General features: G+C 38.0%; 17 protein-coding genes. 2 read left to right on the top strand and 15 right to left on the bottom strand.

The window, feature by feature from the left end; translation table 11 throughout:
* Positions 1 to 26: 26 nt before the first annotated feature.
* The 4 genes from O0931_RS14905 to O0931_RS14890 all read right to left on the bottom strand — a co-directional run bounded on the left by O0931_RS14905 (position 27) and on the right by O0931_RS14890 (position 4,636).
* The gene (locus O0931_RS14905; RefSeq protein WP_269416382.1) at positions 27 to 1,079 is read right to left on the bottom strand and encodes a sugar phosphate isomerase/epimerase family protein; all 1,053 of its coding nucleotides are present in this window, start codon (positions 1,077 to 1,079) and stop codon (positions 27 to 29) included.
* Positions 1,080 to 1,085: 6 nt separating this feature from the next.
* On the bottom strand, positions 1,086 to 2,243 hold the full coding sequence (locus O0931_RS14900) for a Gfo/Idh/MocA family protein (protein WP_269416381.1): 1,158 nt from the start codon (positions 2,241 to 2,243) through the stop codon (positions 1,086 to 1,088).
* A 79-nt stretch (positions 2,244 to 2,322) separates the two neighbouring features.
* Complete coding sequence (locus O0931_RS14895) at positions 2,323 to 4,023, bottom strand: GMC oxidoreductase (protein ID WP_269416380.1); 1,701 nt, start codon at positions 4,021 to 4,023, stop codon at positions 2,323 to 2,325.
* Positions 4,024 to 4,048: 25 nt separating this feature from the next.
* Positions 4,049 to 4,636, bottom strand: a complete 588-nt coding sequence (locus O0931_RS14890; RefSeq protein WP_269416379.1) for a gluconate 2-dehydrogenase subunit 3 family protein — start codon at positions 4,634 to 4,636, stop codon at positions 4,049 to 4,051.
* A gap of 606 nt (positions 4,637 to 5,242) precedes the next feature.
* On the opposite strand from O0931_RS14890, the gene O0931_RS14885 reads away from it, so the two are divergent.
* Entirely contained in the window at positions 5,243 to 6,190 is a 948-nt protein-coding gene (locus tag O0931_RS14885) for an NAD-dependent epimerase/dehydratase family protein (protein ID WP_269416378.1), read from the top strand.
* Between the two features lie 133 nt (positions 6,191 to 6,323).
* A complete protein-coding gene (locus O0931_RS14880) occupies positions 6,324 to 7,052 on the top strand; it encodes a YebC/PmpR family DNA-binding transcriptional regulator (protein ID WP_056094831.1) in 729 nt (242 codons plus the stop codon).
* A 44-nt stretch (positions 7,053 to 7,096) separates the two neighbouring features.
* Here O0931_RS14880 and O0931_RS14875 read toward each other — a convergent pair whose 3' ends face one another.
* The 11 genes from O0931_RS14875 to O0931_RS14825 form a co-directional block, all read right to left on the bottom strand.
* Positions 7,097 to 7,876: a carboxylesterase family protein gene (locus tag O0931_RS14875; RefSeq protein WP_269416377.1), complete on the bottom strand. Its 780-nt coding sequence runs from the start codon at positions 7,874 to 7,876 to the stop codon at positions 7,097 to 7,099.
* A gap of 66 nt (positions 7,877 to 7,942) precedes the next feature.
* Positions 7,943 to 10,240, bottom strand: a complete 2,298-nt coding sequence (gene bglX, locus O0931_RS14870; protein WP_269416376.1) for a beta-glucosidase BglX — start codon at positions 10,238 to 10,240, stop codon at positions 7,943 to 7,945.
* A gap of 21 nt (positions 10,241 to 10,261) precedes the next feature.
* Positions 10,262 to 12,007, bottom strand: a complete 1,746-nt coding sequence (locus O0931_RS14865) for a discoidin domain-containing protein (RefSeq protein WP_269416375.1) — start codon at positions 12,005 to 12,007, stop codon at positions 10,262 to 10,264.
* Between the two features lie 102 nt (positions 12,008 to 12,109).
* Entirely contained in the window at positions 12,110 to 13,477 is a 1,368-nt protein-coding gene (locus tag O0931_RS14860) for a glucoamylase family protein (protein WP_269416374.1), read from the bottom strand.
* 15 nt (positions 13,478 to 13,492) lie between these two features.
* Entirely contained in the window at positions 13,493 to 15,160 is a 1,668-nt protein-coding gene (locus tag O0931_RS14855) for a glucoamylase family protein (protein WP_269416373.1), read from the bottom strand.
* A gap of 80 nt (positions 15,161 to 15,240) precedes the next feature.
* Positions 15,241 to 16,074, bottom strand: a complete 834-nt coding sequence (locus tag O0931_RS14850) for a LamG domain-containing protein (RefSeq protein ID WP_269416372.1) — start codon at positions 16,072 to 16,074, stop codon at positions 15,241 to 15,243.
* A 19-nt stretch (positions 16,075 to 16,093) separates the two neighbouring features.
* Positions 16,094 to 17,575, bottom strand: coding sequence for a RagB/SusD family nutrient uptake outer membrane protein (locus O0931_RS14845; RefSeq protein WP_269416371.1), 1,482 nt, complete (start codon positions 17,573 to 17,575; stop codon positions 16,094 to 16,096).
* Between the two features lie 11 nt (positions 17,576 to 17,586).
* Complete coding sequence (locus O0931_RS14840; protein WP_269416370.1) at positions 17,587 to 20,601, bottom strand: SusC/RagA family TonB-linked outer membrane protein; 3,015 nt, start codon at positions 20,599 to 20,601, stop codon at positions 17,587 to 17,589.
* Positions 20,602 to 20,944: 343 nt separating this feature from the next.
* Entirely contained in the window at positions 20,945 to 23,827 is a 2,883-nt protein-coding gene (locus O0931_RS14835; protein WP_269416369.1) for a helix-turn-helix and ligand-binding sensor domain-containing protein, read from the bottom strand.
* A 66-nt stretch (positions 23,828 to 23,893) separates the two neighbouring features.
* Positions 23,894 to 24,265 carry a DMT family protein gene (locus O0931_RS14830; protein WP_269416368.1) on the bottom strand — a complete coding sequence of 124 codons (372 nt, stop codon included), beginning with the start codon at positions 24,263 to 24,265 and terminating at the stop codon, positions 23,894 to 23,896.
* 67 nt (positions 24,266 to 24,332) lie between these two features.
* Positions 24,333 to 24,683, bottom strand: coding sequence for a four helix bundle protein (locus tag O0931_RS14825; protein WP_269416367.1), 351 nt, complete (start codon positions 24,681 to 24,683; stop codon positions 24,333 to 24,335).
* Between the last annotated feature and the right edge of the window lie 10 nt (positions 24,684 to 24,693).

Raw genomic sequence — 24,693 nt, 5'->3', positions numbered from 1 at the left:
ATTGTTATTTGTGTGTTTCTAATGTGTTATAAACCTAATATTTTTTTATTAAAACCAGCATCACTTCCGGATGCGGCAAAATCATCAAAAGCTTTATCTGTTACTTTAATAATATGATTCTTTATAAATTCTGCACCTTCTTTTGCACCATCTTGTTGATTTTTTATACAACATTCCCATTCCATAACGGCCCAACCTTTAAAATCATATTGTGCCAATTTACTAAAAATGGTTTTAAAATCAACCTGGCCATCGCCGGGAGAACGGTATCTGCCTGCGCGGTTTGCCCAGCTTTGGTATCCGCCAAATGTACCTTGTCTTCCTGTAGGGTTAAATTCTGCATCTTTTACATGGAAGGCTTTTATCCTTTCGTGGTAAAAATCGATGTATTGAATGTAATCTAATTGTTGCAGCACAAAGTGAGATGGATCATACAATAAGCATGCCCGGGGATGATTATTTACAGCTGCCAGAAACATTTCATAGGTTTCGCCATCAAATAAATCTTCACCGGGGTGAATTTCATAGCAAACATCTACGCCGCAATTATCGAATTCATTTAAGATTGGTGTCCAGCGTTTAGCTAATTCCGCAAAGCCCTCTTCAACCAATCCTGCAGGGCGTTGAGGCCAGGGATGAAAGTATTGCCATAGTAACGAACCGCTAAAAGTAGCGTGTGCATTTAAACCTAAATTTTGAGATGCTTTAGCAGCATATTTCATTTGTTGAACAGCCCATTCTGTTCTGGCTTTTGGATTGCCATGAACTTCTTTTGGTGCAAAGGCATCAAATAAATCATTATAAGCAGGGTGAACTGCTACCAACTGGCCCTGAAGGTGTGTGGAAAGTTCTGTGATTTCTAAACCGTAAGACGCAATTCTTCCCTTTAATTCATCTGCATATGTTTTGCTTTCTGCCGCTTTTTGTAAATCGATAAACCTCGAATCGAGGGTTGGCATCTGAATGCCTTTAAAACCTAGTCCCTTAGCCCATTCGCAAATACTATCTAAAGAGTTAAATGGTGCTTCATCACTGATAAACTGAGCTAAAAATACGGCCGGTCCTTTTATTGTAGTCATCTTTGGTTAAATTTTATAGTCCCACCATTTCTGGTCTGAATTGCTTGAATTTACAACATTCTCAATAAATGCCATACCTCTGATGCCATCTTCAGTACCTGGGAAATCAAGCATTTCGGCAGTTGGCTGTTGTTTATTCAGCTTAGCGTCAACTGTTAACGCAAAATTTCTGTAAATATTTGCAAAAGCTTCTAAATAACCTTCAGGATGGCCCCCAGGTGTTCGGGTATTGTGTTTGGCAAAACTGCCCATATAGCCATTTCCTGTTCTGTAAATTTGAGCAGGCTCATTTAACCACCTTACAATTAGAGTGTTGGGTTCCATCTGGTGCCACTCTAGGCCACCTTTTTCACCATATACCTTAATTTTTAGCGCGTTTTCTTCTCCGGCAGCGATTTGTGATGCGATTAAAACACCGTTCGAACCATTATCAAATTTTAACAATACGTTACCATCGTCATCAATAGCCCTGCCAGGAACCACAATGCTTAGATCGGCACATAGTTTTGTGATTTTTAATCCCGAAATATATTCAGCTAAATGCGCAGCATGTGTACCAATATCGCCCATGCTTCCACTTTTTCCGGTTTTTGAAGGATCGGTTCTCCAGGCGGCCTGCGCATTTCCTTCCCTTTCAGAAAGTGTGCTTAACCAGCCTTGAGGATATTCTACAACAATTTTCCGTATGGCGCCCAATGCACCTTCGCTAACCATTTGTTTAGCTTGTTTAACCATAGGGTAGCCCGAATAGGTATGCGTTAAACAAAGCGTTAAGCCTGTTTCTTTCACTTTAGCATCAAGCTGTTTAGCTTCATCTAAGGTTAAAGTCATTGGTTTTTCTATAACCACGTTAAAGCCCAATTCTAATGCCATCATTGCCGGCGCGAAATGCGCAAAGTTTGGGGTAACTATGGTTACAAAGTCGATTCTTTCGTCAGCAGGTAATTCACTTTCTGCTTTCAGCATCTCTTCGTAACTTTTATAAATTCTGTTATCCGGAAGGAACAGCATTTTACCTGACTCATAGCCGACTTCAGGATTTACACTTAAAGCGCCCGCAGATAGTTCTACCAAACCATCCATGTTAGCCGCAAGGCGATGTACGGCACCGATAAAAGCGTCTTTTCCGCCGCCTATCATGCCCATTCTTAGTTTTCTTTGCATAAGGGATAAGATAACGACAAAAGGCTTAAGGTAAATGGAAAACTCCACAAACCTTAAACCTTTTGCGTTTAACTTTTTATTAAATGTTATTTTTCTTTAATTCTTTTACTGCATAATCACATGCACGCGCTGTTAAAGCCATAAACGTTAATGATGGGTTTTGACAAGCAATAGAAGGCATACTCGCTCCATCCGTTACAAATACATTATTTACCTCATGCATTTGGTTCCATTTATTCAGTACAGATGTTTTTGGATCTTTACCCATTCTGGCTGTTCCCATTTCGTGTATAGCCATACCAGGATAACAACCATTATCGTATGTTTTAATGTTTTTCATACCTGCTTTTTCTAACATTTCAGCGGCATCATTCATCATATCCACACGCATTTTTTTCTCGTTATCTTTATATTCACAATCAATAGCGAGTACAGGTTGTCCCCATTTATCTTTTTTAGTTTTATCGATGTAAACCCTGTTCTCATAGTAAGGCAGCATCTCGCCGAAACCACCCAGACCCATCGTCCATTTGCCTGGTTTAGTCATCTTTTCTTTAAGACCTGCACCAAAAGATAATTCGGCCACATCGCTTTGCCAGTTGGCTCTACTCGCACCACCCTGGTACCCGAAACCACGTAAGTAATCACGTTTATCGTTTCCAATGTTTTGGTATCTCGGAACATAAATTCCATTTGCACGGCGGCCATAAGTATATTTATCATCAAAACCTTCGGCTTCGCCCGAAGCACCGCAACGGAAATGGTGATCCATTAAATTATGACCCAACTGACCGCTTCCATTGCCTAAGCCATTTGGATGTGCTTCGGAAGTTGAGTTTAACAGTATAAAAGTAGATCCTAATGTAGAGCCGTTAACAAAAACAATTTTTGCATAAAATTCCATCGTTTTGTTGGTTTGGGCATCAATTACCATAACGCCTTTGGCTTTCTTAGTATCTTTATCATAAATGATATGATTAACAATGGAGTAAGGTCTTAAGGTTAAGCGCTTGGTCGCCATCGCGGCAGGCAATGTAGAAGATTGAGTGCTGAAATAGGCACCAAACGGACAACCACGGCTACAAAGGTTACGATACTGGCAATTGCCACGACCTTTATGTGGAACTGTTAAATTAGCAACCCGGCCAATCATTATAATACGTTCTCTTTTATAGTGTTCTTCCACACGGGCTTTAACCGATTTTTCTACGATATTTAAGTCCATCGGTGGTAAAAATTCACCATCCGGACATGTCGGCCAGTTTTCTTTAGAACCACTGATTCCTGCAAACTTCTCTGCATAATCATACCAAGGAGAAAGTTCCGCATAACGAATCGGCCAGTCAACTCCATGACCGTCTTTAGCATTATCTTCAAAGTTATGATCGCTCAGGCGATAGCTTTGGCGGCCCCACATTAAGGATTTACCGCCAACATGGAAACCACGATACCAATCAAAACGTTTATCTTCTGTATATGGACATTCCAAATCGTTAACCCACCATTTTTCATTGGCTTCGCTGTAAGGATAATCTCTTTTTTGAACCGGGTGCGTACGTTTTTGTTCCTCTGTTAATTTTCCGGCATGTTTAAAGTCCCAGGGATTCTTCATTGCCGTTTCATATCCGGTAATGTGTTCAATATTCATTCCCCGCTCGAGCATAAGCACGCGTAAACCTTTTTCAGTAAGTTCTTTTGCAGCCCAGCCGCCACTAATCCCCGATCCTATAACGATAGCATCGTAAGTATTTTCTGCTTTTAAATTCGTATTTAAATTCATGATGTTTTGTTGTTGTATTTAGAAATCAGCTAGTTGCCCAAGATTTTTGACCTGGTTTTAATGGCGCATTGCCATCGTATCTTCCAGGAACAAGAACATATTCCCTTGCCTTCGTACAGCCTATTTCTGAAGAATAATAGCCCAATAAAGTTAAATCCCTGGCGGTGGTAAAGAAATATGCCAAATCTTTGTTTTCGTCGGATTTGGTTTCTTTATTAGCCAGTGATATTGCTCTTAAGTCGACCATCAATTTCGTTCTTTCCGGAACGGTTAAAGTAATATAGCTTTTCCCGAAATCTTTCATTGATTTTGCCTGAAGTTCTTTAAAACCCTTTGCAAATGAGCTTTGCATTTCAGCAGGATAACAATCCTGCATCATCATGGGGATAAACTTGCCCAGCCCTGCTGCTTTTGCACCCGCAGATGATTTTGTCGTGGGAACAATAATATCAGCAAATTCAGCGAAAATCTTCTCATCCTGTAAGGAGTAGGATACAAAGTTTTTTTCATTTTCAGGGAGCGTAAAACTTTCAAACAAAACGCCCATTGTACTTGCTGAAATTGCGCCTCCCAGCAAAAATGCAACGTTTTTTAGTGCTTCTCTTCTATGCATCGTTTATGTGTTTTTTATATATTGGTTATCTATATATTGGTTGGTAATAATAGAAAAAATATGGGATAAAAACTGTTAAAAATAGTCTAAATAAATTTTCTGCAATGTGATTGTTACCGGGTGGAATTATTCTAAATAAAGGGTTTTTTCTTTGTCTAAATGTGCCTAATCGTATTTTAACAGTAAATTTACTTCTTGTAAAGCATACGCGTAACGCTAATTAATAATTAACGTGCGAATACATACAACTACAAGGTTTAGTATATTCATTTTTTTAAATTATTTATTGATTACTAACCAAATTACCTATTACCGGACACAATTTATTTAAACACTGGTTAATCTTTATACAATAAAATGAGCAGCTGCGTTTCCTTTACTTGATAAATCTAAATAATACCTGCTGGATAGATTTCATAACCTGTTTTAAATACAAGTTAAATATAATAAAATTAATTTTCTTTACATTCAGAGAAATACCGTAATATGTAAAAACTCATGGCAGAAGCTTAAGTATTATACAATTTGTAAGGCAAATAACTTAGTGTAAATATTTTATAGCCTTTTATGCCATTTTTTTAACTTTGCCCAATCTTTAGAAAGAATATGCAGGAAAATATAGTTGTTTTAGGTTCGAACGGACAAATAGGAACTGAGTTGGTAACCATGTTACGTAAAATATATGGTGATGATCATGTTGTTGCCTGCGACATTCGCCGGCCGGATTATGATATAAAAAATTCTGCACCATTTGAATTTGTTAACGTTCTGGATAAGGAAATGATTAAAGCTATTTTCCAGAAATATAAGCCAACGCAGGTTTACTTATTGGCTGCTTTATTATCAGCAACTGGTGAGCAAAATCCTAAACTTGCCTGGGATTTGAATATGAACGGCTTATTAAACGTTTTGGATTTAGCGCTGGAATATAAAACTGCAAAAGTTTACTGGCCGAGTTCTATTGCGGTTTTCGGGCCGAACTCGCCGAAAGATAATACACCACAATACTGTACTATGGACCCGAATACGGTTTATGGAATCAGTAAACTGGCAGGTGAACGTTGGTGCGAATATTACCATCAGAAATATGGTCTGGATGTACGAAGTATCCGTTATCCAGGTTTAATTAGCTGGAAAGCTGCCCCGGGTGGCGGAACCACTGATTATGCGATTCATATTTTTCACGAAGCACTAAAAAAAGGCAGTTATCAAAGTTTCTTAAATGCAGGTTCTGAATTGCCGATGATGTATATGGATGACGCCATTCGTGGTACAATTGAGTTGATGGATGCACCTGCAAACCAGATTTCGGTTAGAAGCAGTTATAATTTTGGCGGTGTAAGTTTTACGCCTGAAATTTTAGCAACGGAAATCAGGAAACATATCCCTGATTTTAAATTAACTTACAGTGATAAAGATCCCCGTCAGCAAATTGCAGACAGCTGGCCTCGTTCTATTGACGACAGCGTTGCCAGAAAAGACTGGAACTGGAAACCGGAGTTCGATTTATCGAAACTCACAATTGATATGTTAAATAATTTAAAGAAAAGCTAAAAGCGGAAAGACTAAAGCTGAAAGCAAAACTAGGTTAGAAGGTTTAGGATATAGGATTTAAAGGTTTGGGATAAAATGCCCGGTCTTGATACTTGATGCTAAATACTTGATACTAAATACTTGATACTACAAAATGGGAAGAGCATTCGAATTTAGAAAAGAAAGAAAATTTAAGCGTTGGTCTAAAATGGCTGTACAATTTACCCGTATCGGTAAGGATATTGTGATGGCTGTAAAAGAATCAGGTCCAAACCCTGAAACCAATTCGCGTTTACGCACGGCAATGCAAAATGCAAAAGCTGTGAATATGCCTAAAGATAGGGTGGAGGCAGCTATTAAGCGTGCTTCTGATAAATCGATGGCAAACTATGAGGAAATTGTTTATGAAGGTTATGCACCTCATGGCGTTGCTGTTTTAATCGAAACGGCTACGGATAACACAAACCGTACTGTTGCAAATGTTCGTAGTTATTTCAACAAAACAGACGGCTCGTTAGGTAAAACAGGTTCATTGGATTTTGTATTTAACCGTAAATCTGTTTTCAGGTTTGTACCCGCAGAAGGGCTGGATTTAGAAGAACTAGAATTTGAGTTAATTGATGCTGGCTTGGAAGAATTATACGTAGAAGCTGATGAAGAAGGAAATGATGTTGCAGTTGCTCAAGGTGCTTTCGAAAACTTTGGTTCGCTGCAAAAAGCTTTAGAAGAAAAAGGTATCGAATTAAAAAGTTCTAAATTAGAACGCATCGCTCTATCACATCACGAAGTTACCGAAGAACAGGCCGCTGATGTGTTGAAACTGATTGATAAATTAGAAGAAGATGATGACGTTCAGGCCGTTTACCACAACATGGCTGAATAAATGTTTAAGCCTCACAGGTTTTGAAAACCTGCGAGGTTTAAGTTTTATCTTTTATGTGAAAACAGCCACGGTAATAATTGCGGTTCAGCAAAAGCGCTGTCCCAGCTGTTGTGATTTGACAATGGATACAGCGTAAACTTTACCTCATCGCCAACGGTTTTTAAACGCTCAGAAATTGCTATTGAAAAGGCCGGATCAACAACATCGTCTTTACCGCCATGAAAAATCCATAAGGGCACAGTTTTATATTTGTCTATATTATTAGTGTTATCGCCGCCACAAATGGCAATTGCTGCGGCAAAGGTTTTTCTTTGTCTGCGTAGCAATTCATAAGTACCCATACCACCCATAGATAAGCCGCCAACATAGACTTGTGCTTTATTTACAAAAGGCTTTTTAAGAAAATCTTTTACCATTCCCTGTAAGGCATGCATGGCTTTTGTAGGTTTTCCACCTTCAACAAAACTGAAACTTCTTTTGCCTTGTCCGTTCGGTGCAATATTTACATTTGCCCAATAATCGTTTGCCGGACATTGCGGAAAAACAACAATTGCCGGAAAATTCTTTCTAATATCATCCTTTAAAAATAATTTACCACCATGAACCAATTGACTTTCATTATCATTCCCCCTTTCACCGCTTCCATGTAAAAAGAATACAATCGGATATTTTTGAGCGGGATTAAAATTTTCCGGAAAAAGAATTCTGTAAGAAATAGAATCTTTACCCTTTATGAAATTGCCCTTATCATATTTATTGAAATCCTGAGCTTTCATCATAAATACAAAAGCCATCATGAATATGGTTAGAAATATTTTCTTCATCTTACAAAAATAAAAAACCCCGGCCATTATACAATAGTCCGGGGTCTAACCAAAATAGTATTAAATTTATTTCAGGCTGAAGGCGGCTTCTTTAACATCTCTGGAATTTGAGCCAATAAAGACTTTAAAATCGCCGGGTTCGGCAATAAATTTTAATTCTGAATTATAGAACTTTAAATCCTGTTCTGAAATTGAAAAAGTAACATTTTTTGTTTCCCCGGCTTTCAGGTATATTTTTTGAAAGCCCTTTAGCTCTTTCACAGGGCGGGTGATACTCCCAACCAAGTCCCTGGTGTAAAGTTGTACAACTTCTTTACCGCCAACAGCGCCGTTATTTGTAACAGCGATTGTTGCCGTAATGCTTTTACCTTTTGTTAAGGTATTTGAACTTAATTTTATATCGCCATAACTGAAAGTGGTATAGCTCAATCCGTAACCGAATGGATAAAGCGGTTCGTTACTTACATCTAAATAGTTGGAACGGAATTTTTCAAACCATTTTCCTTCGTCAAGCGGGCGGCCGGTATTTTTGTGCGCATAAAAAATCGGAACCTGACCAACGTTTTGCGGGAAAGTGGCACTTAATTTACCTGAAGGATTTACATCACCAAAAAGTACATCAGCAATGGCATTCCCAGCCTCACTTCCGGGAAACCAAACGTTTAATATTGCTGGGATATTTTCATTTTCCCAATTTAAGGCTAATGGACGACCGGTAAACAGAACCAATACAACAGGTTTACCTGTTTTAGCTAAAGCTTTTAACAAGTTTTTCTGGGTTTCAGGAATCTGAATATCAGTTACGCTGCTGCTCTCACCCGTAAATTCCGAACCTTCACCTAACACAGCAACGACAACATCCGATTTTTTAGCTACATTAACAGCCTCTTTTATTAGTTCTTCTTCAGTTCTCGAATCACGTGTATAAGTATTATTGTGAATGTTAACATAGCGGTGTTCCATAACTGAATCGGCGAGGAAGTTAGCGCCACGGGCAGTTAAAATCTTAGCATTTTCGCCCAAAGCATTTTTCATACCTTGTAAAACGGTTACCGATTTATCGAATAAAGCTGCTACGCTCCAAGTACCATACATATTGGCGGTATTATCTGCCAACGGGCCGATTAAACCTATTGTTCCCGATTTTTTTAGGGGCAATGCATTATTCTGATTTTTTAATAATACAAAGCTTTCGGCAGCGATTTGTCGTGCCGCTTCACGGTTTTGAGGCGTAAAAACTTCGTTTTCTGCTCTTTTTACATCACAAAATTTATAAGGGTTTTCGAATAAACCCAGTTTGTATTTTGCCTGAAGGATTAAACGACAGGCGCGGTTAATTTGCTCAATGCTTACTTTTTTCTCTGCTAACGATTTTTTCAATGTTCCAAGGAAACCTTCACCAACCATATCCATATCTACACCAGCATTTAAAGCCAAAGCCGAAACGGTTTGTAAGTCGCCCATTCCATGTGCAATCATTTCAGGAATACCGGTGTAATCTGTTACAACAAAGCCTTTAAAACCCCATTGGTTACGCAAAACCTCGGTCATTAACCATTTGCTTCCGGTAGCCGGAATACCATCAACTTCATTGAACGATGCCATAATACTTGCAGCGCCTGCATCCACAGCAGCTTTATAAGGCGGTAAATACTCGTTATACATGCGCACTTTGCTCATATCTGTGGTGTTATAATCGCGACCAGCTTCAGCGGCACCGTATAATGCATAGTGTTTTACACAGGCTAAAATCTGATTGTTTGCTTTTAAATCACCCTGGTAACCTTTTACCATTGCTTTTGCAATTGCAGAACCTAAGAAAGCATCTTCACCACTTCCTTCTGAAATTCTTCCCCATCTTGGATCGCGTGAGATATCAACCATTGGTGAAAAGGTCCAGTTGATTCCGCTTGCACTCGCTTCAATTGCTGCAATTCTTGCCGACTTCTCCACAGCATACATATCCCAGGTTGCACTCATGCCTAATGGAATGGGGAAAACGGTATTGTAACCATGAATAACATCCATACCAAAAAGCAAAGGAATTTTTAACCTGCTTTCTTCCACAGCGACTTTTTGAACAGCTGCAATTTTTTCAACACCTTTTATATTAAAGAGTCCGCCAACTTGCCCGGCTCTGATTTTTTTACCAATATCGCTGCTATTCGCCTGTCCGGTGGTAATATCGCCCGAACTAGGTAAATTCAGCTGACCAATTTTTTCATCAACGGTCATTTTCGCCATCAGGTTGCTGATAAAGGTATTCATTTTTGCTTCTTCAGCGGAAACCGGCTTTTTTGTCTGCGCGGATAGGTTTAGCGCTAAAGCAAGTATTAAACTAAATAGTATGTTCGCTTTTCTCATTATATTGTGTGTTATTCTTTTTTAATCAACTTCTTTTATTGCTGTTTTTTTAGATACGCCGTTTTCATTAATCGCTTCAATGCTGAAGTAATATTTTTTCTTTAAATCCATCGCCTTGAACCAATATTCGTTAAGATCGTGAATCATAATGCAGTTGTAAAGTTTATCGGGTGCAGTGCCATAGTATAAATTGTATGCAAATGCATTATCAACGGGTTGCCATTTGATGTACGCACTACGCTTATCTTTTTCAGTTCTTAAAACAATTAAGTTTTTTACTTCTCCAGGTTTAGTACCGTTGCCATTACCAAAAACGCGCAGGCCGCTTATTGCAAATTTTCCGGTAGGCATGTGAATGTTAACCATTTTTATAAACCTTGTTTTTACAGGTTTTTCCAATTCGATGTAATCATGAGGAACATCCGTTTTGTTTTGGCTTTTATCGACCAGTGTTGTCCATTTCTTTCCATCGATGGATGATAAAATTTTATACTGGTGGTAGATTCCAATCTGTTTGCCAATAAATTCTGCATCCTGATCGGCATAATTAATCTGGATGGCATTAACGGTAGCTAAACTGCCCAGATCGGTTTGAATCCATTCGCCGTTATTGGAAGTCTTTGCGCTCCAATACGTTTTTATGCTTTCATCAACTGCATTATTTGCATTGAATGCGCCTAAAGTAGAAGAAACAGTTACCGGCTTTTTGTAATTAATCAACATCCATCCCGGTCCGGCTGGTCCGCCTTCTTTTCTTTCGGAGGGTAAGTAAAGCGGATAATCGCCAAACGCTGTATTGGTCCACATTACATCATCATTATCAAAGCCAGTAGGCCAGATACCAATTCTTCGCTCCCAGGTATTTTTTACGCAAATAATGCTTGTAGAAACGTGCCAGTAATTCTTACTGTTATCCTGAAACGTTGCACCATGACCTGCGCCACGCGAAAAACCGCCGGCTTTGAAACTTAAAGGATCAGACTGCGGTGTAAACGGACTATCATAAAAAAGTGGTTTACTGCCAACAACAACACCATCCGCATAACCGCTGAATTCTGTTCCCGGCGCACCATATTGAAAATAGTATTTGCCATTATGTTTTGTCATCCAGGCGCCTTCTATAAAAGGATCGAGAAAGGTATTATCCATGTTTTCGCCGAAACGCTGCCAGCCGTAACGCCATGATTCTAAAATATACATGGGCATCCGGGTTCCGATGGGTTTAAAAGTTTTTCTGTCCAGCTCTACGCCGTAAACCGGATAATTGTTGCTGCTGCCGTTATACATGTAAAAACGGCCATCATCATCCGTGAAAAATGCAGGATCCCAACCGCCGATTTCCAACGAATCCACAAGAGGTTTCCATTCGTTGGCTTTCGGATTTGTACTCATCCACAAAGTAAAGTTTTTGGTATAAGTGCTTCCGAAAACAACCATCGTATCACCTAAAATACCTACTGCAGGTGCGCAAAGTTCATCTTTAGTCTTATTCCAGGGACGGAGAAATTTACGCTCCTCAAATTTCCAGTTTAACATATCGGGGCTGTGCCAGTAACCCCACTGATTGGTGCTGAACAAATAAAAATCGCCTTTATAATTAACGATAACCGGGTCTGCCGTTGCACGATGTCTGCCCCATTCAGTAAAGGATTCGAATGGTGTATAACCGTAGTCGATGTTAATCGGGTTACAGTAGGTTTTTTGTTTTTGAGCGAAAGCAGCAAAAAAAGATATTAAACAGAAAAGTGTAAGTATGGTTTTTTTCATATTGTTCGCTTCAAATTCATTGCTTTTTTGCCACAGATTAACAGATTATATTCTATTATCCTCTTCTAATTTTATTTTTTAATCTGCGAATCTGTGGCCTTTTTATTTTAAATCAGGGCTTTCAAATCCTAGCTTTGTTAAACCATTTTTTACATCCTGATTCTGCATAAATAATTTCCAAAGCAAACCCGATCTGTAATTTTCTATCATGACAACCATTGGTCCCTGATCAATACCTAAATATCTTTTCGGATACCAGTTGTCTGTTTCAGAATAAGCGTCGTAAAAGCCATATTTCCCCCAAACTTTATCCCCCAAATCTTCATAGAGATGCCTGATAACTTTAATGGATTCTTTAGGTGTATAAGGAATAGAGGAAATTGCCGCGGTAGGCGAAATCACGCCAAAATCTTCCTGTGGGTTATGTGCGGCATAACCTGTTACGGAATAACTCGCAGTTAAACCCCAGCTATTTGTTCCGTATCCTTTAAAACCTTTTGGATTTGCAATACAATAATCATGAATGGCCAGCGTATGGTTTACATTATTTGCCCAATAATCGGCATATCTGTCTTTTAAGCCTTTCGGATTTAAACCTAAATAGGAATAATGTGCCCAGAATAAGGGTCCCACTGAATTTTTTTGTCCCTGATAATCCATCGTAAATGGATGGCCATAAACTTTAAAATTTGCTTTGATGCCACCATTTCTGCCCCAGCCTTCATGGTAAACTTCCGCGGGAATGGTATGGGTAGGAGAGGCGGCTCCCATAACGTACATAATTAAACATTCGTTATAACCTTTTACAGGAAAGTTCATTTGCCATGCATATTCCGGCGACCAATGCCAATAAAGTACATTTTGGCTACCGTTTCTGTACCAGCTAAAATCAATTCCTTTAAAAAGCTCATCTGCTTTTTTAGCGAGTGTTTTTTCTTCTGCTGTTCCGTTTTTATAATATTCTTTTATACAGATTAGAGCTTGTGCCACGAAAGAAGTTTCAACCAAATCGCCACCATTATCTTTTTTGCCAAACGGGCGAACTTTTCCGGTTTCACCATGAATCCAGTGCGGCCATGCACCGTGAAAACGATCGGCTTTTTCTAAAAAGGTTAAAATTTTGTTTAGCCTGTCAAAGCCTTCTTTTTTTGATACGTAACCTCTGTCGATCCCGCTTAAAATTGCCATAAGGCCAAAGCCTGTTGCACCGGTTGCTACCGTGCTTTTATCATTTTCCGGGTAAATATTATCGGCATGGTAACGTTCTCTTCCTGCACCTGAATTTGGTTCAGCGCCATCCCAGAAATATTGGAAAGTTTGTTTCTGAACTACATCAAGTAGGGCATCATCTGATAAGCCTTTTTTAATCGGAGGAGCAGCTTTTATCGTTTCAAAGGTTTGTGCTTCAGTTGTACATTGGATACCTGAAGTAATTAAAATAACGAGAAGAATTCGGAATGTAAATTTCATTTTACAGAAAGAAGGTTAAAGATTCGGACTGCTAAAACCCAGGTTGCGCATACCCGCTTTTACTTCGGGTGCACTCATAAATAAGTTCCAGATTAAATTTGAGCGGTAATTTTCAATCATCACAATTATTGGTCCCTGGTCGATAGCAAGTGTTGAGGAGGCAAACCACTGATTCTGTAAAGAAAAAGCATCATAAAAGCCATAATCGCCCCAGGTTTTATTACCAAGTTTATAATAGAAATATTTTAGTGCCTGCATGGATTCGGTTGGCGTGTACGGAAAAGATGATAATGCTGCCGTTGGTGCAATAACACCTACATCATTGCCAGGAGCGCTTGCCGTATAACCACCATTAATATCGCTGGCGGTTAATCCCCAGCAGTTTGTGCCATAACCATAAAAGCCCATCGGATTTGCAACGCAATAATTATAATTAATCTGCGTGTGTGCCTTGGTTTGCGTTTCATAATTTGCATAGGCATCCGTTAAACCCTTCGGATTAATACCCATAAATGAATAATGGGCAAAAAATAAGGGACCACCATTTGCCGGACCTAAAGGCAGCTGTACACCATAATAGGTATTTCCATTTTTCATGGCACCATTTTGAGCCCAGCCAGCATCGTAAACCGTTTTTGGAATGGAATAAGCAGGAGATGCGGCAGCCATAACATAAGTGACCAGACACTCATTCCAGCCTTTTACCGGTAGATTCATATCCCAGTTATAATTTGGACTCCAATGCCAGTAAAGTGTACTGCTGTTATCCTTGCGGTACCAACTCCATTCCACGCCATTGTAAATGGCATTAATGTCAGTTCTTAATGCGGTTTCGTTGGCATCGGTTCCGTTAAAGTATTGACGGGCTGTGATTAACCCGGCCATCAGGTAAGAGGTTTCGACCAAATCGCCGCCATTATCTTTTGTGCTGAAAGGAATAACTTTACCTGTATTTCCATCCAGCCAATGCGGATAAGCGCCATGAAAACGTTCTGCTGTTTTCAGGAAAGCGACTATCTTCTGCATCCTGCTTAAGCCCTCAGCCCTGGTGATAAAATTACGGCTGATGCCTGTAACAAGTGCCATGATTCCAAACCCGGAACCACCTGAAGTAACCGTATTGCCAGATGTGTTCCTTTCACGGGCCAAGCCACTTGTCGGGTGTCCAAAATCCCAGAAGTATTTAAACGTTTGTTTTTGAACCAGTGTCAGCAATTCATCATCGCTTATTCTCGCAAATTTATCGGTGTCATCTACCGCTGTAATTAAGTTAACGGTAATACCGCTTTGGAGTTTACTGCCGGTTTTTGACAACAATCCGGTATTGGCGGTTAATGTATATTTTGTAATCGCTTGTAAAGCCGCCGACGGCGTAATTACAAGCGTATTATCGTTGTTCTCTAAAGTTGAAGTAAATGCAGTTATTGTTCCTGCTGCATCAGTAAGGGTAATATTTCCGGCAACGGAAGATAAATTTATAGGAGATGAAAAGGTGATTTTAACAACAGGTACGTTGTTTAATCCGTAATAGGTAAAACCCGTGTAGGTGCCGTTTACTTTTAAATCGGAAAATGAAAAAGATGTAGGCGTAACAGGCGGGTCGACCGGAGTTGGTGTATCACCCTTTTTGCATGCAAAAACAAAAAGTAAAAGAATTAAAAAGTAGGGAGATATTTTTGACATTACATATAATTAAAAAGGGTTGTCAGATTTGACAACCCTTTATCGTTTAATTGCCTTTTATTATTAGGAAATCAGGTAGTTTACTTTCCTCTTCCTTCTAATTTAGCCAAGTATCCAACTTCTTCATCAGATAATGCCTTGTTGAAAATTTTAACTTCATCCAATCGACCAGTTAAAAAACTAGCCCAAGGCTCTTTTGAATGGCTTGTTGTTTGACTCGGTGTTGTCATAAATTGAGTTGTACCGAAAACCAGGTTTCCAGAATTAACAAAATTTAAAGGACCCGTTATTCCGTCAAGTTTACCCGAACTTACTCTTGAGCCATTAACGTATACTTTTACTGTTGAAGTTGTTTCATCATAAGAAACGGAAAGCGCATTCCATTTACCGAAGAAATTTACAACGTTGCTAGCGGTATAGGTTTTATCACCTGTTCCATTATTAATAAATACAATTTTTAAGGTAGCATTATCATTGGTACTACCATTTTCTACGAAAATTTCTAAATTTCCCCAAAACTGAGATTTATTAGAAAGACTGAAAAGACCAATAATTCCATTTGATGGTGGAGGTGTATTAACCCATTCTGTAATGGTGAAACTTTTTAAACTTAAAACCTTCGCAGAAGGCGCACATAAAAAATAACTATCTGTTGCACCTTGTAACGACTTACCTTTAATACCTGTGGCAAAAGTTGTGCCTGTATTAACTCCAGCACCATTTGATACACTATCAATTAAACTACCGTCAAAAGCCCAATAAGCCGCTAAGTTTGTAGCTGCGATTTGCTTCGAGCTAGTAAATCCGCCAATATTTAACGCCGGAGCATAAGTAGATGGATCAAATTCTTTTTGGCAAGATGATAACCCCAAGGTTACAACAGATACCATCAATAAAAAATATTTTGTTTTCATTTCTATTAAAATTTAGCGATTAATAACCTGGGTTTTGAGTTAATGTGCCTGCGCTTTTGTCGATTTCATTAGATGGTATAGGCCATACTTCATTCTTATTAGCTTTCCAGCCTTTAGGCCCAAAAACAGTAGCCGCACGGCCTTGGCGAATTACATCAAAATAACGATCGTATTCCATGGCTAATTCTACAAATCTTTCTTTCCAGATTGCCTGACGTAAAGCATCTTTGTCTGAAGTTGTAACATCAGGTAAAACACCGGCTACACCGCCTCTTGCACGGGCACGAACGCGATTTAAAGAAGTTTTAGCTAAAGTTGTATTTCCTTGTTCATTTGCTGCTTCAGCATTCATTAGCAAAACATCGGCAAAGCGAATAACCCTTACGTTTTGTTGTGCGCCCTGGTTAAAGCTTGTATTAATTAAGTTAAAAGGAACATAAGGTTTTTGGCTATACATTGGGTTTGGTACAGAAACGGGAATAGCATCACCCTGAGGCGTGGTTTCGCCTCTGTAGATGATTGTCGCATCTCTTCTTACGTCTCCCGCCTCATAAGCGGCATTTAGAGCGGCGGTTGGCACGTTAAGTCCATAGCCTGCAACAGTTCCTCTTACGCCTTGAATTTGGCTATATTGAGAAGTTGCTGAACCCGGTATACTTGCATTTATTTCACATTGAATTTCAAATATCGATTCGATGTTATTTTCGTTGTTAAGACGGAAACTCTGCTCATAATTAGGGAACAAATCGTAACCCATTGTCATAACTGTATTAGTATAAGAAAGTACATCAGCCCATTTTTGCTGATACATTGCAACTTTTGCATGTAAAGCTAATGCCGCACCTTTTGTAGCACGTCCTAAATCAACCGATGGATAAGTTTGAGGTAATACTGCTGCTGCTTCATTCAAATCTTTTTCAATAGCCGCCCAAACTTGCGCTTTGGGTGTTCTAGGAAGATTAAATTCGGACGCATCTTTCGGTACATTTAACCGTAAGGGCACATCCCCATAAGCACGAACTAACCTGAAATAAGAATAGGCACGAACAAATTTAGCTTCTGCTAAATAACGAGCTTTAAGGTTTGCATCCATACTAATTGCAGGAATGTTATCTAAAACCTGGTTACACAAGTTTATATTCTTGTATTGACCATTCCAAAAGCCTTGTAATTGTCCTTCTGTAGAAGAAACTGAAAAATCATCGTAATTGTTATAATAACTTGCATCATTTGGGTCGCTACCCTTTTCAGCATCATCTCCACCAACGCTTTCTATGGCTATAGCAGAGAAGCCTGTATTATCGTTGCTACGCAAAATTCCATAAATAGAATTAACTGCCTTTGTAGCATCATCCTGTGTTTTCCAGAAGGTAACAGCAGGTTGTTGCGCTTGAGGATCTACATCTAAAAAACTTTTTTTACATGCAGGTAATACGAACAGACCGGAGCATAAAGCAATAAGTCCAATCTTTTGTATATAATTATTTTTATAAATTTTCATTGCTTTATTTATTAGAAAGTAACTTGAAGACCGAATCTATAGGTTGCTGATAACGGATAAACACTAGCATCTATACCTGCATTTGTTGGTGAACCACCGATTTCAGGCGTAAAGCCTTTATAACCGAAAATGTTTATGGCATTTTGTGCATCAACAAATACCCTAACCCTTTGCATTTTCCATTTGCTTGTTAACAATGAAGGTAATGCATAGCCTAATTGAACATTTCTAACACGGATATATGAACCATCTTCCACGTAGAATGAGTTTGGTGCAGCATTAATTGTTGAACCAACAGCAGCCGATGGATAAGTGGTAGAGGTTCCTGCACCATGCCATCTGTTATCATAAAAATCTTTACTAAAGTTTTCATTACCAAATCGGTAAGCGATATTTGCATTATATACATCAACACCTGCAACACCTTGTATATCTAGAGATAGATCGAAGTTTTTATAACCGAATGATGTATTTAAACCATAACTAAATTTAGGATTAGGATTACCTAAAACCACACGGTCTTTACCATCAATAATTTTATCTCCATTTTGGTCAACGTATTTAAAATCACCAGGTTTAGCACTTGGCTGGGCAGAACCTGTAATCTCTGCAGCAGTTTGAAAGATGCCAGCTACCTTATAGCCAAAAAATTCTCCAATTGCACCACCTTGAATGGTGCGAGTTGATAAAGCACCATTTGCAATGCCTGCACCGCCTGCATAAATTGGGTTTAATCCGGTTACAACTGATAATACTTTGTTGTTATTTATGCCAATGTTTCCACTTATAGAATAACTAAAACCACTTTTTGATTTATCTGCATAAGTAGCTAAAAATTCGAAGCCACGATTTTGAAAATCGGCCTGGTTACCAATTAATGATCCAGATGCTGTACCAATTGAACTTAAAATTGGAATCTCGAAAATAGCCTGTTCCGTTTTTTTGTTGTAAATACCTGTCTCGATAGTTAAACGATTATCTAAAAATTTTGCTTCAATGCCAATATCAGTCCCAGTTGTACGTTCCCAGTTTAAAAATGATGGTACCAAAGAATTAATATTTGCACCTGTATAACCTACCCCATTAAAAAATGCAACCAGATCACCACCTTGCGAAACCGTTAAAGTCGTTGGGTTAACCGGTACACCTGCATTACCGACTTTACCCCACGAGCCTTTTAACTTTAAGTAGTTAACTACTTTTTGTTCTTTCATAAACTCTTCACTGCTGATTACCCAACCTGCACCAACCGCCGGGAAATTACCCCATAAATCTCCTCCTCCAAAAAATTGAGAAGCTCCATCTCTACGGATTGTTGCATTTAATAGGTAACGGTCTTTATAAGAGTAATTAATACGACCAAAATAAGATGCTGATGTAGATAAACTACCACGATCGACAACAGTACGTGTTGCTGCAGTTCCTAATGATAAGTATAAATCGCCGTCACTAGAATAAGGAACATCAAATGCGGTTGAAGAAATATTATATAACTTTCTTCTTTGGGCGGTTGTACCAGCTAAAACGGTTAAGTTATGATCACCAAATGTATTTTTGTAAGTTAAAGTATTTTCTAATATCCAGTTTCTGGTTTCTTCTCTTTCAATTTTTAAAGTACTTTGAGTAGTTCTTTGGCCTTGAGTTGCCGCATAAAGTGGCGTATAACCTATTATTTCTTTTTGACCAAAATCTCCACCTGCACTTGTTCTGAATGTAAAGTTTTTAGCAACAGTTAATTCTGCATATACATTACCATTAAAGCGATAGTTTTTAGTCTTTTGGTTAAAATAATCTAATGTAACCTGAGGATTAAAATTGTTACCACCACCTAAGCTAAAATCATTCGCATCGCCGTAACTTCCATCTGCATAATAAACTGGAACAACAGGGCCAGCTGTATATAACTGGCGGAAAATGCCATCATTTATATCATTGGTGTTAATAGCAGTTCCTGAAACGGTATAACCTATTTTTAAGGGTTTTAAAACCTGAAAATCATTAGAAAGTTTTGCCGTATAACGTTTGTAGTTTTGTGTTTTTACAATTCCATCTTCATTTGTGTAACCTAAAGAGAAATTATAAGTTGTTTTCTCTGTACCGCCATTTACTGAAACCTGATGATTGGTTTGTAAGGCATTTCTGAATGCCTGATTATACCAGTTCGTTCCGGTACCGAATGAGGAAGGATTTGCAAATAAAGGATTTGCGCCGTTTGATGCAGATAATTCATTAATAATCGTTGCATATTCTGTTGCGTTAGCCATTTCAACCTGATTGGTAACGGCTTTAAAACCAATTGAACCATTATAGGTAATAACCGGTTCGCCTGTTTTACCTTTCTTGGTTGTGATTAAAACAACGCCATTTGCTGCACGGATACCATAAATAGATTGCGACGATGCATCTTTTAAAATACTTAGGTTTTCGATGTCGCTTGGATTTAAAAAGCTCACATCATCATACCAAACCCCGTCAACAACATATAACACGCCTGTATTACCATAAATTGTACCTGTACCGCGGATGGTAATCTGAGGAGATGAACCTGGCGCACCAGTATTCGTGATAGATACCCCGGCCACTTTTCCTTGTAATGCACTGATTGGATTTACAGATGCTTGTTTAGAAATTTCTTCTCCTTTTACTGTTGCTACAGAACCTGTAACATCAACTTTTCTTTGCGTACCGTAACCAACTACGACAACCTGATCTAATTGTTGAGAGGAAGAAGCCAATTCAACATTAAGGGTTGTTCTGTTATTAACAGGAACTTCCTGTGTCGTATAGCCCAGGTAAGTAAATACCAGTATTGCATTTGCCGGGGCGCTAATGCTATACATTCCTGATGCATCTGTTTGCGTACCATTTTGTGTTCCCTTAACTAATACGCTTACGCTTGGAATGGTGGTTTTATCTCCGCCATCTGATACCCTACCTTTTACAGTAATGTTTTGCGCAAATGCTACGTTAATTGCGAGTAAACAAAATACGGCCAGAACAGAAATTCTTGTAAAGATTCTTTTCATGCTTTATTAAAATTTAGTTTAATTGTTAATCTAAAGTGAGGTAGTTTTTTTGGTTATGCAAGTGGAATTACCCCTACATTAATACATCATGTAGCAAAATGTGGTATCTCAAATTTGCATACCAAATGCTGAAACAGGCTGAAAACGCAGTTTTTGAAGTTCTGATAGATTAATGGTACCTACACAAGTGTATAAAGTACACCAAGTGTTTTTGACTGAAGAAAAAAGCCTTATGAGAGGTAATGATGTAGTGCTAAAATTACGAATGATATTAATTTAGCGTTAAAAATCAAATCGCATGCAAACGTTCCCGAAAAAATTTAGATGGCTATTTAAGGAAAAACTAAAGTTCCATCAGGAATTCTGTTAAATTTTTATCATGAGGAACGTTAAGTTTTTTACGTAACCGATACCTCCGGATTTCAACTCCTCTTAATGTAATATTTAATAAGGATGACATCTCTTTACTACTCATATTCATTCGTAAATAAGCGCAAAGCTTAAGGTCGTTCGGCACTAAATCTGGGTGATTTATTTTTAGCTTTTTAAAGAAACTTTCATGTGCTTCGTTAAAACTGTTTTCGAATAAGTTCCAGTCCCGTTCATCATTCATCCCATCATTAATAACCTTCTGAATTTTACGAACCTGGTCGTCTGCGAGTTTTTTCCCATTCTCATCTTTAAGCTTTAAAATCTCCTCGCTGAGTTTTTGTAACAGCTCATTTTTATAGACCAGTGTCATAGCTGAATTTGCAAGCTCACGATTTTTGGACGCCAGTTCAGCCTGAAGTTTTTCGGTTTGTAACTTATGGATTTGCTTTTCGTTAGCTTCTGTTTCCTGTTTTAAAATCTCCTCCTGTTCAGCTTGTAACCGGTCGCTTATTTTCTGACTGTCTTTTTTAAGTTTACGCTCATATATTTTCTTTCCTGATATCAACGCAAAGGCAAAAGCTATCGCGTAGAATAATAAAGCCCAATTGCTTAAATACCATGGCCGAAGCACCGTGAATTCGAAGGTTGTAATTCCACTTATAGCCGAATCATCTATTTTAGCACGAACCTTAAATATATATTTACCGCTGCTCAGATTTGTAAAATCTTTTTGAGTTGCATAGCTCCAGTCAGACCAGTCTTTTGAATAGCCTTCAAGATAATACTGGAATTTTATTTTCGCCTGCCGGTAATAGGGCAATGAAAAGGAAATCCGGATGTTATTCCGGCTATTCTTAATTTCAATTTCCGAACCGTCATTACCATTTTCACTTATAATCGAATATTTGTCTGTTATGTCTTCAATCCGTCTGATTAATACATTTTGCTGAATTTTATTTGACTGCGCCAGTATTTTCTGGTTCGCATTATAAAAAACGAATCCATCGTCAACACTGATTAGATAAATAGAATTACTGATGCGACTGATGTTTTCATAATACTGAACCATCTTCCCATCAAGAATGCTGAAGCGGTTAGAATCAATAGATATTTTGCCCGGCTCGCTAAAATCGGCTAAAGCTGTTTTACCATGGTTAATAAACCAATACTTTTTAGCGCCGGCATTGATAATTTTATTTGATGAAGCAAATGAACCCAATGCTTTATTCAGGATGCTATATTTTGAAAATCTATCGCTGATATTATCATAAGTATAGAAACCTGAATCGCTGGCAAATACAATCTTATCTTCCAGAACAAATAAATTAAGATTGTAATTGCTTGTCAAGCCATTTTTTTCATCATAATATTTATTGGAAATAACGGTACTGTAATCGCTGCTCAATTTTAATTTATAAAGGCCTTTGTATGCATGACTAACCCAAATCTCACCCTTGCTGTCTTGCTCTACATATCTTGACGGAACATTAAAATTGGCTATTTTTTTATAAAATTGCCATTTACCCTGACTATTTTTATTAAAGAGGAGCAAGCCGGTATAGGTTCCCTGAATGAGGAGGTTTGGATTACTATTTAGTTTTTTAATGGTCCAGCCTCCGCTATAAGTTGTAAGTTTTTCAATTTTATCGCCAACAACATTAAATGTGCCGTTATTGTGTCCACATAATAACTGACCGTCGATTATATTTAACTCCCAAACCTGTCCCTGCGAATTTGCTATCAGCCTGAAGTTTAATGTCGAAAATTGATTCCCTTCTTTCCATTCGCTATAAAATAGACCCTGGTTGGTACCGAGATAAATTTTTCCCTTAAAAATAACACTGGAGTAAACTGTACCGAAAACACCTGTTTTATCTAAGTAAAAATAAAGCGGCGAATTAAGTTCTATTCTATCAATGCCATTATCTAAACCAGCCCAAAGGTTTTGCTCATTATCATTATATAAACTTAATACGGTATTGTTTTGTAAGCCGCTCGATTTGTTAATCCGTTGGATGATATTCCCGGCTTCATCAATAATAATAATCCCATTTAAGATTGTTCCGTAAGCATAATACTTTCCAAGAATTTTAGCACCGTTGTTTAACTGAAAGGCAGAAAGAAAAGAATTTGCAGGCGTATTAAAAGGTTTAAAAGTTATGCCGTCGAATATGAATAATCCGTTTTTCCCGGTTCCGATGATTAGCTTGTTTTCCTGAAATGGTAAAATAGATAAAACCCCGGTTTTGCAGATGACATCGCTTCCCGGTATAAATTCCAGTTTATTGCCCTTAAGTTCGTATAAACCTTTGTTTTCGACAATAAATCGATTGCCGATTTTGTAGGAGAAAAGAAAATTACCGGCGTTTTTTAAGATGGTAATTTTTCCGTTGGCATAAATATAAATGGTACTAAACGATTGAAAGATAATCCGGCTACCATAAATGTGAATTTTCCAAATCTCATCTTTTAGTTGATTGTTTTTAGGAATAAGACCGGTTAGGGAAGTATATTTTAGTTTGTTTTGCTGAAAAGACCAATATCCAAAATCGCCAAAGCCGCCGGTATAAATTTTACCATTATCATCTGTAGCTACCGAGCGGACAATCTGATTATTTGGCATTTTATATTTCTGCCAATAACGGCCATCGTAAGTTAATAGCCCTTCGGTATTACCGAAATACATTACGCCGTTTTTATCTTTAGCAACACTCCAGTTTTGATTACCTGAAGCATAAATGGCTTTAGAATAATTTTCTATGTAGGGAACGCCGATACTTTTTATATCGGCAGCGTATATGGATTTGAAAGAAAAGATTGAAAGTAATAAAAGGCAGCTTAATATTTTTCGCATGTGTAAATTGTGGTAAACCTTTATTACACAAAGTAAATAAAAATAAAGGGAAGATATTAAATTGAATTATTTCTTGATAAAAGCAAAGAAAACAGCCAGGATAATGAGGCAAAAAGCCACAATATGATTCCATGCAATTTTTTCAGTCTTGAAAAACAAGATCGAGAAAATGAGGAAAACTGTAATAGATACCGCTTCCTGAGTTACCTTTAGCTGCATCAAGCTGAAAGGGCCGCCATTTTCCCTGAAACCATATTTATTTGCGGGCACCTGAAATATATATTCGAATAGGGCAATGCCCCAGCTTATTGCAATGATCGCAATCAAACCAAGACTTTTACTCCACTCCATTTCTTTGAATTTTAAATGGCCATACCAGGCCAAAGTCATGAATGTATTGGACACAAAAAGGAAAAAAACGGTTAATGCTGCACGCATAAATTATTTTGGCTGATGGTTAATGGTCAATAGTTTAATCGCATTCGATCCTAATAATACAGTATTTTTATAAAGATGTTTTAAGTTTTGAAATCATTTTACAGAGTTGTTCATATTCGTTATAAAGTCTTTTAAAAACATCTTCCGAAATGTATTTTCTAGCAAGCGCCATAAAAAGACAACTCACAACTTCAAGGCCTGAACGAATAAAATAAGTAAGAAATCTGGAGAACTCTGCTTTGGATTGACCTATACATCCCTCGGCGATATTTAGATTTACAGAATCAGCCGCTTTCTTTATTTGACTACTTAAGCTAAATAACTCAATTTTAGGAAATTCCTTTGTAATTAAGTCGATTTCGTTGCTTAGTTTTAGAGTAATTTGCCAAACTTTTAAGTCTTCAAATTTGAATGCCATACTTTATTGT

The sequence above is a fragment of the Pedobacter rhodius genome, assembly GCF_027213645.1.
GTDB classification, from domain to species: Bacteria; Bacteroidota; Bacteroidia; order Sphingobacteriales; family Sphingobacteriaceae; genus Pedobacter; species Pedobacter rhodius.
The sequence above is the reverse complement of the archived record's forward strand: the minus strand, read 5'-3'. Positions and strand labels throughout refer to the sequence as shown.